The sequence below is a fragment of the Shewanella sp. A22 genome, from assembly GCF_053850585.1.
Map to the genome: position 1 here is coordinate 22604 of NZ_JBSQBN010000038.1, position 11883 is coordinate 34486.

At 40.9% G+C, this 11883-nt stretch carries 13 protein-coding genes and 1 pseudogene; 3 read left to right on the plus strand and 11 right to left on the minus strand.

Annotated elements, in window-relative coordinates; genetic code table 11:
• Positions 1–35: 35 nt before the first annotated feature.
• The 4 genes from brxC to ACWXWT_RS09165 form a co-directional block, all read right to left on the minus strand.
• Positions 36–3509 (minus strand): BREX system P-loop protein BrxC, encoded by a 3474-nt coding sequence (gene brxC, locus ACWXWT_RS09150; RefSeq protein ID WP_456041277.1) that lies wholly within the window; start codon positions 3507–3509, stop codon positions 36–38.
• A gap of 9 nt (positions 3510–3518) precedes the next feature.
• Positions 3519–4064: a DUF1788 domain-containing protein gene (locus ACWXWT_RS09155; RefSeq protein ID WP_456041278.1), complete on the minus strand. Its 546-nt coding sequence runs from the start codon at positions 4062–4064 to the stop codon at positions 3519–3521.
• 3 nt (positions 4065–4067) lie between these two features.
• On the minus strand, positions 4068–4829 hold the full coding sequence (locus ACWXWT_RS09160) for a hypothetical protein (RefSeq protein ID WP_456041279.1): 762 nt from the start codon (positions 4827–4829) through the stop codon (positions 4068–4070).
• 214 nt (positions 4830–5043) lie between these two features.
• Positions 5044–5265 (minus strand): helix-turn-helix domain-containing protein, encoded by a 222-nt coding sequence (locus ACWXWT_RS09165; RefSeq protein WP_223417387.1) that lies wholly within the window; start codon positions 5263–5265, stop codon positions 5044–5046.
• A 90-nt stretch (positions 5266–5355) separates the two neighbouring features.
• On the opposite strand from ACWXWT_RS09165, the gene ACWXWT_RS09170 reads away from it, so the two are divergent.
• The 3 genes from ACWXWT_RS09170 to ACWXWT_RS09180 are packed head-to-tail and all read left to right on the plus strand — an operon-like array spanning position 5356 to position 7676.
• On the plus strand, positions 5356–5607 hold the full coding sequence (locus ACWXWT_RS09170) for a hypothetical protein (protein ID WP_456041280.1): 252 nt from the start codon (positions 5356–5358) through the stop codon (positions 5605–5607).
• A complete protein-coding gene (locus tag ACWXWT_RS09175) occupies positions 5600–6817 on the plus strand; it encodes an Arm DNA-binding domain-containing protein (protein WP_456041281.1) in 1218 nt (405 codons plus the stop codon). Before ACWXWT_RS09170 ends, ACWXWT_RS09175 begins: the two co-directional genes overlap by 8 nt.
• Positions 6810–7676 (plus strand): HD domain-containing protein, encoded by an 867-nt coding sequence (locus ACWXWT_RS09180; protein ID WP_456041282.1) that lies wholly within the window; start codon positions 6810–6812, stop codon positions 7674–7676. Before ACWXWT_RS09175 ends, ACWXWT_RS09180 begins: the two co-directional genes overlap by 8 nt.
• A gap of 131 nt (positions 7677–7807) precedes the next feature.
• Here ACWXWT_RS09180 and ACWXWT_RS09185 read toward each other — a convergent pair whose 3' ends face one another.
• From ACWXWT_RS09185 to ACWXWT_RS09215, 7 genes and pseudogenes are all read right to left on the minus strand, one after another.
• Positions 7808–7963 carry a hypothetical protein gene (locus ACWXWT_RS09185; RefSeq protein ID WP_456041283.1) on the minus strand — a complete coding sequence of 52 codons (156 nt, stop codon included), beginning with the start codon at positions 7961–7963 and terminating at the stop codon, positions 7808–7810.
• Between the two features lie 142 nt (positions 7964–8105).
• Positions 8106–9362, minus strand: coding sequence for a Y-family DNA polymerase (locus ACWXWT_RS09190; RefSeq protein WP_456041284.1), 1257 nt, complete (start codon positions 9360–9362; stop codon positions 8106–8108).
• A gap of 12 nt (positions 9363–9374) precedes the next feature.
• Entirely contained in the window at positions 9375–9782 is a 408-nt protein-coding gene (locus ACWXWT_RS09195) for a LexA family protein (RefSeq protein WP_182745212.1), read from the minus strand.
• Positions 9783–9879: 97 nt separating this feature from the next.
• A pseudogene (locus tag ACWXWT_RS09200) lies at positions 9880–10065 on the minus strand (transposase domain-containing protein); the annotation flags it as partial.
• A 110-nt stretch (positions 10066–10175) separates the two neighbouring features.
• Complete coding sequence (locus tag ACWXWT_RS09205; protein WP_456041285.1) at positions 10176–10472, minus strand: tyrosine-type recombinase/integrase; 297 nt, start codon at positions 10470–10472, stop codon at positions 10176–10178.
• Positions 10427–11074 carry a tyrosine-type recombinase/integrase gene (locus ACWXWT_RS09210; RefSeq protein WP_456041286.1) on the minus strand — a complete coding sequence of 216 codons (648 nt, stop codon included), beginning with the start codon at positions 11072–11074 and terminating at the stop codon, positions 10427–10429. The genes ACWXWT_RS09205 and ACWXWT_RS09210 overlap by 46 nt, the downstream gene beginning before the upstream one ends.
• Positions 11075–11117: 43 nt before the next feature.
• Positions 11118–11883 (minus strand): tyrosine-type recombinase/integrase (locus ACWXWT_RS09215; protein ID WP_456041287.1); only part of this gene is annotated, 766 nt, incomplete at its 5' end.

An 11883-nucleotide genomic window follows, 5' to 3' on the forward strand; every position in this document is an offset into this window, starting at 1 on the left:
AGCGGCTGAATACGATATAGTAAGTAAATGCACCATTAAGATGGCACAACTGGTCCTTTGGCGAGCTCTGCTCGTAGCTCTTGCTCGACTTTGTCCAGCCAGTTTTGGAGCTGAGTTTCGTCTTCAATTAACGGCTTATTGAGTTTGTAATACCTGACTTTTGGGGTTAACTCGCTGATGGCATCTTTAAGGACTTGATTAAATATTCCCGTTAACGCTGCTGTTTTATCGCGCCATTGATCAAAATTAATCTCATCAAGCGAATCGAACACGCCAGCTGCGTCACTGACATTAACTTCTGGCATCTTATCAAGATGGCGCTTTTTCAAGAATTCATTGCGTTTGGTTTCGTCGAGCTTTTGCCAGTTTTCATCTTCTTCTAGCTCGAGCATGCAAGCTTTATGCTCTTGCTGGTACTCGTTCAACCGACTCGTTAGCGTGTCGCGTAAGCCATTAACCGCTTGCTTGAGTAAGGTATCTACTGGATTTGGATCGTCTAATAAACTGCGATTAGCGATAATCGCTTGGCGCTCTTTATCTAAAGCAGTAAAAATGTCTAGATCTTTTGCATACTTAAGTGCAAGTTCAAAATCACTCCAACGCGCTTGGCGAGCTTTAACTTTATCTGCTAAAGCCTGCCAATCTGCAAAGTCGCTGAGTAATTGATCTTTATTATCGAACACCTGTTGTAATTGGTCGTTACCAGAATACATCTCTAAATCAGTGAGCAATTTAGTACTAGGCGCCATAGGTAGTGGTGCTTCACCACCCGCACGACGAGCAAGGTTTCGGGCATTAATAATAGCTTGCGGTAGATTGGTTGCTTCTTCACCGGCATTGCACGTTTGCTCATGCAAAGTACTAATCACGCCACGCACCTTGATTAACTGTACTTTTGATAAAGTGACATTTTCAGGGCGGAATTTTGTTTGCGAAATAGAGGAACGGTCTAATTTTTTTGCGTCTACCGCTCTTTCTTGACTGTCGGCGGCACGTAAGACATTGGCTGCTACCATAGCAAGTAGTGCACCATCAATGGTGTCTTTACTCCAACCGTAGGGCGCTTGGCGGAAGTTGTCGACAATATCTTTACCTGGCTTCATTGAACCAATAAAACGTTTTACTTCGGCACACACTGGGTGTTTGTCAGCATCATCATTATGGCCAATAGCTTCGAGTGCATTGGCATCAGCATGCTTACTTGCACGCTCAAACACTTTAGCCCAGCCTTTATCATCAGCCATTTTAAATTTATGATACAAGCGCTGACAGGCTATTTCACCGGCATTTTGAATTTGATCTTTTAACGTTTCACCTTCAACTTCTTGACCACCGGCTAAGCGAACTTGAATTTGTGAGAAGATATCTTTTAAATATGATCTTTTAGTTCGCTCGGCATCCCGTAAGCGGGTCTCCATGGCTTCTTTAGCCTCTTTGCCTGCGTCGGTAACGGCGCCACCACGAATGTCTAAGGTGTTCTCTGCCGCTTTTAGGGTAACTATTGCTTTTTGTAAATCACTACGGTGTGAGGGTGGCACATGAATAAAGATAGTTGCCTCATCAGGATCGCTACCCCGTGATAAATCATTAAACTGCTTCTCTGTTACCTCTGGTGCCCAAGCACAGATTTTTGTATTTGCATCTTTAGGTAGTTCACCCTCAAAAATCGCCGTGATCATGCGAGACTCTGCAACACTGCCTTGGGTAATGCGTGCTTGAGCAATTTGTTGACGTACATAAGTTTGCAGTTCTTTAGAACGGTATGACTCCAGCATTTGTGGGTTACCGATTAAATCAGATTCCTGACGGCGGAATTCATCGTACCAGGCTTGGCTTTCAACCGTTTGTAGGCGGTACTCTTGCCCTACAGTGGTTTCCATCGACATGATCAAATGCTCATCCTCAAGCACTTGCAACATTTTGGGTACAATTGGGCGCAGTTTGTGTTTATCTTGCTGCAAATCTTCTAATAATAAATCCGCTAGGCTGTCTACCGTTGAATGAATGCCATATTCGACATCACTCGGTAGCTTACTAATGAGTAAAATAAGTGCTAATAAGCGACCTTGTAATTGTTCATCTTCATCACCCGCTTTTTTACGGCTAATGGTTTCGTAAATGTCTTTTGATATCACACCGGTTTGTAGCAGATTAGTCGCAATTTGGTCGTATATAAAATCGGCTGGGACCACATAGCCTAACTCTTTTTCAGCTGTATTTTTAACAGCCTCATGCACCACACGTAATTGATTACGTAGTTGAGAGCCGGTACCGGTTTTATCTAGTGCGGGAAGAATTCGCTCCCAAAAGCGACGACGGACAGGTAATAGTGGATAGTCTTTTACCATCCATTTTTCATCATCTTTATTGTGTTCTATGGTACTACCACGCAAATGGCGTGATATTTCACCTAGGTTATTATCAATAACCACTTGAACTTGTGCTTCTGCTGAGCTTTTCTTTTGCAAAATAACTTTACGGATCACTGAATCCACGTCGGTGTCTTCAAGTTGCACCGGCACCTGAAAACGGCCTAATAAACGTTGCAAGTTAGACATACCAGATAAGGCACTTTGGCCTGTGGCGATAAACAGTAATTTAGATTTTAATGCGCTTGCACCACTACAGGTTTCTACCACTTCTTGAACATCAAACGCCCGCTGGGCATCATCACTGATGTACTGCTGTACTTCATCAAGTACGACAAGGGTTAACGGTAGTTCACCATCAACAGATATTGCATCGACTAAAGCTGATACCATTTCATCGTTGGTGACATCTTTTACAATAATGTATTGAGAACGAAGCATCTCACGCACTTCTTTGGCGTCTGATGCAAAACCTGGGATCGCGTCTAATATGGCGGTATGTAGTATTGGAGATACATGAAGATTTTTAAGCTCTTTGTCCCAGCTATCGACACCGTCTTTCACTTTTGCGTGAGTTTTTACATATTGTTGTACTTGAACTAATACGCCTTCTACTTTTAACCACATAACAAAACGTGCGAGATGATACTGCTCTGGCAAACCGACAGATTTAAAGATAATGCCAAGAAATGCCATACGCACTTGGTCACGAACACCTGCACCGAGTGTGCCTGATGCAGCATGTAAACCACCGTGATTAATGGCTAGTGATGAGAGCTCATCAAAATGTGCGGCAATGTGAGGAGGTAACTCCACTACACTGCGTGCATTGCTTCCATCATTTAGCGTTTGGTTAGTCCATAAAGTACGTAGCATTTTTGCTAAGTGAGACTTACCAGAACCAAAGAATCCACTGATCCACACACCTGGTTGTTCACTATTGGTTTTAACCGCACTTAAGTAGTGACTTAAAATGCTGTCCATACCTTTAGCGTAAGCCCCATCGCACACAAAGGTTCTTAATTCGTATTCGAGTGTTTCAAGCGCGGCTTTTGAGTGATCGTCCTTGACTTGTGCAACACCATTGTTAGCTAAACGACTATTGATTGGGTCGTTTATAAAAATTTCACGGTTTAACATCCTTGATCCCTATGAATTAGCTGAAATTGCGGTGGCGTGATATCCCCAACCGTCCTTTGCATCTAGTAATTGAAAATTATTGTTATGTACTTCGCCTGGAAAAAATATCACCAAGCGTCCCTTTACATGTTCAGCCACAGCTTCAACAAGCCCTGATACTGAAGCAAAACCAAATAATGTACTGCAACCTAACATTGCGATGACTTCATTTTCATCTTGGTCATCGACAAACTGTTTTTTAAGACTTTCAACAAGTTCATCAGCAAAGTCACCATAAAGCCCTGTAAGGTATTCAGGGTCTTCAAAATAGGTTTCTTTGTAATCTTGGTCAGACATCCATGTTTCAAAGCTGTTGGTTAAGTCCAATAGCGTCCAAGGGTGGCTATACTGGGTTGTGGCCTGTTCAAACTCGCCTATTCGGGCTCTTAGTTTTAGCTCATCTTCTTTGTGATAAACCAAAAAAATGGTTCGTTCATCCGCTGACACAGTTGATGGCCATGGAAGGCTAATATGACTTTCATAGCTATTTAACAGTTTTGATAATCTATCTGACATTACCTACACCTTAGGTATTTCAATATTTGGAAACGTCACTTCGACTACTTCACTGGCTTGCTTGAAGTTAATCAGTCCTCGAAGTGAGGCACTATGCGCTAATTCAAAAAGCCTGGCTTTATCTTGGTTTAACAATTTGCACCAAAAGCTATCAAACATTCTCTGGCCAGATAGACCATTACAATGCGCGAGAAATAATGCATAGGCAACATGGATATAGGTAACTTTTGGCATAGCGCGGTATTTTTTTGCTTTACCGGTCAAATAACCTGCTTGAGTCCAAGTGCCGTTAATGTTCTGAGCAAAAGATTTTAGTGAGGCTGGGCTAAAGCGATCGGGATCATCTTTGGCCAAATGGGCTTCTACTGTTTCACGGGAAATATGTTCACCTGGCTCAAGATTTAAGATCAGTTCAGCTGAGCCTCTTAATATAGGGTCTCTAGCAACAGCGAGCTGCAACGCTAATATGCCGCGTGAATCGTCAGATAGTTCCCACCACTTTCGCAAAACCTTAAACAGTGGAATATCTAACGAGATGCCATAGAGATCAACCAAGTGACGATAAGTGAGCTTTCGTGATTTTTCAGTTGGCTTATGCAGAATATTAAACTCAACGATATCTTTTTCGTAATCTGCACGAGTCGCGTTTTCTGGGCATGAAAACAGCAACGATGACAACTCTTCAATCATCATACTGCGTGCTGAGTGGACACCGTTCTTACCGAATTTAAAGCCTATTTGAATCAGTGTTTCAGATGGTTCCATATCTGATTGTAAACCTATGTTTAGTCGATTAAAAATTGCTCGACAAGATGCGTAATATGGTCAATATGATAACTTACATACCCAACAATTTCAGTAAAAACTCATGTCAATTCATTACTCAATGAACAAAAGGTAATCAAACAAATTTCTTAATGTATTTTAGAAAAAATTATTCTCAGTATTTGAAACGCAATTTTAAAACAAGGCTCAGAAATTAAGGCTTTACATGCTCAATGATGTCTTCAACTTTACAGTCAAAGTAAATACACAAAGCATCAAGTGTGCGTGTTGTTGTTGAATAATTGGTATTAGAAGACATTTTAGAGATAGCAGCCTTGTTCACACCTGCAGCTGTAGCAACTTCATCAAGTGTGATTTTTCGTTTTTCTATTGATGATTTTTTAGCTATTAATTCTTTTAGGTTATATTTAATCATGTTTTTATATCTAAACGTTATAAAAAGTATCCTTGCAAGAAACCTCAAATGTGGTTAAATTGGTTTAAAGTTTCTTGTGAGGATACAAAAATGAGTTTACAGCCAAAAATACTGCTTACTGCTAAAGAGCTTTCACCACTCATAAAGTTCAATCCAGATTACATCAACAGTAAATTGAAGGACAAGGTTTTTTTTGAAGGAGTTCATTACATTAGGCCGTTTGGATCACGAAAAATTTTTTATGTGTGGGAACAGATAGAAAAAGAACTGTATCAACATACCAGATACCAAACTCAAAAGGTCATTATTCCTATGGCTAAGGGAGGTATTTGTCATGGCTAGTATCAGATCCCGTAACCAAAAACTTTTTTTTGATTTTTACTATCAGGGTATTCGATGTCGTGAACAGACGTCTTTAAATGATACCAAGCTTAACCGTAGTCGGTTAGAGGGTGTGTTACGTAATATAGAAGCTCAAATCCGATTGGATCGCTTTGTTTACTCAGACATCTTTCCTGATAGTAAACGTTGTGAGGATTTTAAAAAATATGATGACCAAATCAAGTTAGTCAAGGAAAGTGAACCAGAACCGACAGAGCATTTACTGTTTAATATTCCCACTTTTAGTCAATTCGCTAGCGAATGGCTTACTGAAAACCGAGTTCATTGGAAGATTAGCCATAATAAAAATGTGACTATGATTTTTGAAAAATATTTAATCCCTGAGTTTGGTTCATTTAACCTAGACCAAATAACACGGCCACAAATTATCAAATACCGCGCGAGTATTATTCAACCTAAGCGAAAGCATTCGAATAAGCTCAGTAATGATTGGATCAATCATGTGATGACACCTTTGCGTGGCATTTTAAATGAAGCAGCTATGCGCTTTGACTTCCCTACTCCGTTTATCAATATCAAACCGTTAAAAATTGATAAAACAGCTATTGAACCATTTTCACTGGCTGAAGTGCAGTTTTTCTTGTCTAGAGTTCGTGATGACTTTAAAGACTATTACATTGTGAGATTTTTTACCGCAATGAGAACGGCTGAAATCGATGGACTTAAATGGCAATTTGTTAATTTGGACCGAAACGAAATTTTGATCCAGGAAACGCTGGTTGACGGAAATGTTGAAACACCTAAAACATCGGCGTCTTATCGCAGTATTCAATTGTCTCAACCCGTTGTGGATGCACTTAAAAGACAGCGGAAAGTCACTGGCAATAAGGATTATGTATTTTGTAATGCCAATGGCAACCCTCTTGATCATCGCAACGTAACAAAACGTGTTTGGTATCCTGCATTGAATGAAATGCGCTTAAAAAAACGGCGCCCATACCAAACTAGGCATACATGCGCGACCTTATGGTTAGCCGCAGGAGAAAACCCTGAATGGATTGCAAAACAAATGGGGCATAGCACGACCAAAATGTTATTTGAAGTCTATAGCCGCTATGTACCCAACGCCACAAGACAAGATGGAAGTGCGTTTGATCGTCTTATTGAACAAGTTAATTTTAATACCATGTTGGAGAATGTTGATGAATAAACCAATATTTGTCTGGGTTAAAAATATTCAATTTGGTGCACATCTGCCTACTGCAAACTGTGAATTTATTTCATCCAATAACGTGGTTAACGCAATTATGACAGCAGAAACCGCCAGGAACTGTCAGTTTACTCATGGTCTGGCACAAATGGTAATAGGACACGACTATCGAGGTAATACTGTAGTTTGTGCTATCAAGCCTGTGCACATTCAATGCACTGAAGAGCAATTTTGCAAGATGGTGAATTTTTCTCACAATAAGAATGAAGGGCTGGTTGGTCGATTTTTGAAACTGCTCAGTTTTGTGTCGGTTAAGGAGCTACAGCCTTTCGTCGTTTTTATCCTAAATAATGAAGAAGTACTTAAGCTATTCATGCGCTCTGAAGCCAGTTTTAAGCATCATCATTGCTATCTTGGTGGCCTATTTGAGCATAGTATTGAGGTAGCTGAAATGACTTATCAAAATGCTAAACATCTAGGTCATTCAGACATAGAGTGCCAAACAGGCCTAGTTGCGGCGTTATTTCATGATATTGGTAAAATCTACCCTGCACTCAACATGAACAATGAAAAATATTGTTCAGGCCCCCATGAGAGCTATACATTTGCCTTATTAGCTAAACCGCTAGGTGAATTAGGGAGTCGTAACAGCCGTCTATTTTCGATGTTAACCGAGCTTTTAGCCGGGAAACCATACGGACACAAGACTCGCTACCCAATTGAACATGTATTAAAACAAGCGGATCGAAGCTCTGCCGAATCTAACTATGCCAAAATTCAATTTGATGCTCTACCGTCACATTATTACTTTACTAAAGTAAATGGCAACGTGATGTATAGACTCAATACCGCTAGCTAAATCAAGGAACTTAATGAGTGGATTGAAAATAACGAGCATTCCGCTGTGACATTGATAAATTTGTGAGCTTTACATCAAGCCACTATTAGCTAGTAGACTACACAGCGAACGCTTATATGATGACTTAAAGCTTATTTTATGGAGTTTTCTATTTTATTTTCGGCTTGTTTGGCCTTAAAAGAATTAAACGTGACGATATGATAAAGGCCTAGAGCAAAACCACCAATGATGACAATGCCTATTGAAATCAGGGCGAGATCGTAACTCAACAATTCTGACATCATCATTTACCTCATTGACATGGATGGGCCCATTAAGCTTCTAACGATAGGACTAAACATTCAGCACCTATTTGATAACATGTCACAAGCTTATGGTAAATTCAACCAGGTCTTACATATTTAATTTGATGTATTGTTCTGTGGTTATCTAGCACTTTATCGCAGGTAAACTTTTCCAATTTGTCGTGTACTGTGGCGTGAGTAAATCACGTCGCATCGACCATTTTTGTTCTATCCCTTGAGCGGCTAAAAATAAAGTATCCGCACCATAACGCTGGTTAATGCCGTCTAGAGTTTGCATCAATTCTGGATTGGCTTTAGATGAATTAAACATGTCGAGTTGAGTGTGTTTTTGAGCGCTTAAATCAAGCAGCCCTATCCCCATTCGGTAATATCTCACTCCTGGCCTAAAAATTCTTGGTGCCGCCATGCTCATTGCCTGGGTTAACTCTTTTGTACAATTTGTTGGGCAAGGAAAAGACACCAACACTTTAAAGTTTGCAGGATGCTCATCATAGGGTGAATTACTCGCAAACATCATCATGGTTTTACAGTGTGATCCTTGTCGTCTGGCTTTTGCAGCAGCAATACCAATATGTTTACTCAATGCTTGCAACAAAGAATCGTAATCAATAATTCGCTCACCAACGCTACGAGTAGAGAATATTTGCAGTTTATCTGCTCTTGCCTCATCCCATTGTTTACAAGCCAGTCCATTTAATTCACGTACAGTTCGCTCTATTTCAATACTAAATTGTTTGCGGGCTAAGCCTGGAGGAATACTGGCAAGCTCTAATGCGTTTTTTATATCCATCAATGCTAATTTTTGACCAATACGACGACCAATGCCCCATACATCATTGACATTCATGGCTCGTAAAATAGCCAATCGCTCATCTTCATTGTCAATGACACATACACCTTGATAGCCAGGCAATTTTTTGGCTGCGTGATTAGCTGCTTTTGCCAACGTTAAAGTTGGCCCCATCCCCACACACACGGGTAATCGAGTTTCTTTCCAGACTGCGCGTCTAATGAGTTGACCTTGACTTCGCAAGCATTTAATTGCTGGATAGCATTGTTTAAAAGACAGAAAGCTTTCATCAATGGAATAAATATGTTGCTCTGGTGCAAAACGGCCAATGATGTTCATCATTTTTAAGGATAAATCAGCATAGAGCTCATAGTTGCTTGAGCAAGCAATCACTCCTAAGCGCTGACACATGTCTTTCACTTTGAAGTAAGGAGAAAACTTAGGTATGCCAAGTTCTTTCGCTTGCCGATTTGCAGCCACAATACAACCATCATTGTTACTTAATACAATAATGGGTTTACCACGCCAATCAGGCCTAAAGACTTGCTCTGCACTGCAATAAAATGAGTTCGCATCCACCAAGGCAAACATGTTTCCCCCTCCTTACTTACCAGCCAGTAACGGGCTTTGCCGATGGCACCGTATTGAGCGGATAACCACGCCTTCAATACTGAAAGAATCATAATCATTGATGGGTTGAGGCTGATGATTTTCATTGGATGACAGTAGCTGTCTGCGAGGTTTATCAAGGATTTTGCATACAAACTCACCATTGAAATTAGCCACTATAACATCACCATCACGAACCGTTTCATGCCTGTCCACTATCAATAAATCACCATAGAAAATTCCCACTCCTTGCATCGAGTCACCAGTAGCCACACCAATGAATGTGGCACTAGGATGCTCTATAAGTAACTCATCTAGACTTAATGCTAACTGTAAATATTCTGAAGCTGGAGATTCGAAACCAGTAATACCAGCACTTGCATGAATAGGGATAATGCGCATATTTATAACCACTGTATACTTGTACAGTTATTTTATGCGATCTAATTTTTATTGCTAGATCTTTAATGTTTTTTTGTAAGCGTCCGGGCAACTACACCTACCTTTTAAAATTCCAGGGTAACAGGCTGTCGATATCAGGTGCTGGTTGGCACAGTTCATTAAGACAAGCCATGATGTAATCAAATGGCACTAAGCCATTAACCTTTGCGGTTTCCACAATGCTGTAAAGCGTGGCACTGGCATGAGCCCCATTAGCTGTCTGACTAAATAACCAATTTTTTCGGTTATGTTGATATCAACATAACCGAAATTATGTGCAGTTCCCCGTTATGTGTAGTTAACGCCATAAAGCACTGATTTACAATTGCTTTACAGCGTTCTCAGTCCACATATTCAAAGACTTTCTAAGAAGGCTAGTATATCTTCGCTTTTGACATTGATGGTTGAGTTGGCATTCGCACCAACTGCCGGCAGTTTTGCAAGTGCCTCTCGTTTCATTTCAATGTCGGCTTGCATATATTGGTGAGTTGTTTCGAGCTTTGCGTGTCCAAGCCATAATGCTATCACCGTCAAATCAACGCCAGATTGTAATAAGTGCATAGCGGTGGTGTGCCGAATCGAGTGTGGTGATATGTGCCTACTTTTCAGCGAAGGACATGCATGACTTGCTTTGTTAACTGCGCAATCCAAATAGGCACAATGCGCTCTTTACGGCCTTTACCTAAAAAGTGAATGGCCTGTTGTCGCGCTAAATCCACACCTTGTACTTGAAGCTTAACCAGTTCCGATACTCTTGCTCCGGTGTTGTATAGGATCAAGAGTAAAATATAGTCTCTACGCCCATACCAACAAGTGCGGTCAGGCACGTTGAGTAAAACTTCAATTTCATCCTTTGTTAGGTAATCAAAGGCAAAACGATCTTGTCGTTTCTCAGGGATTGCCATGATAGGCTGCATATCAGCCAATAAATCGGGTTTATCGCTAATAGCAAAGCGTAAAAATGAGCGTATTGCGGTTAAACGTGCATTACGCGTTTGCACTTTATTTTTGCGCTCATCCTCTAAGTGTTGCAAAAACAATATGACGATATCTGCATTGATATCATTAAAGCAAAGTGTCGATAAGCACTTCTTCTGCTGCCTGGCAATGTAAGGTAAAAACAACTTAAAGGTGTCTCGATAAGCGCTGACTGTATGCTTGCTTAGGCGGCGTTGGTTGATAAGAAAGGAATAAAAGTAACGTTTTAAAGAGCTGGCTAAATCGGTACTTGTTGCAGTAGCGTGTGTTTTCATAATACGTCCCCCTTGTTGCTATATTTAGCGAACTTATCTGCTGCTATCGACATAAGTTCGGGGATTGCCGTAATGTACCAGTAAGTATCACTGACTTTTTATGCCCGAGATAACGCGATAGTTGGGTCACTTTGGTATTTATGTCCTCATCATTTTTGTACCAAGCCAGTACGCGTTGGCAAACAAAGGTATGTCGTAAATCATATAATCGTGGCAAACGCCCATTGAGTGTATTTGTAGTGCCGGTTGCTTCTCGTAGTACTTTAAAGGCGTGGTCAGCGGAGCGGATATTTAGCGCCTGCTGGTTATCGAATTCAAAGAAGGCACCGGTGCTGTTTACAGGGTTTGCTTGAATGCGTCGTAAACGATACTTACCTAGTTCACTCGCGGTGCTTGTAGAAATCGGCACAATGCGTTGATACCATCCTTTACTGTTAGATATGGTCAAGACGTTTTCATGCAAATCAACCTCATTACACTGGAGTCGCACTGCTTCGCCGGGTCGGATACCGGTAGAAATCAACAGACCAATTAGAGCTCGAATAATGTGAGGTCGCAATCCATCTATCGGTATCAAATTGCTTGCAGCGGTCATTAACCGCTTTATCTCAGCTGCACTGTAAATATAAGGAGGTAATCGTCGGTGAGTTGGGCCAAGGTAATGCGTAGGTAAAACCAAATGGGTAAACCCATGCTGATGTAAATACTGTGAGAACGGGCGTAATATTCCAAAGCGGCGGGCAATTGCGATGGACGAGCCTGAAGGGGCGAGACTTGCCCATTCCAGCGTAAGTTCGGTCGTTAATGCA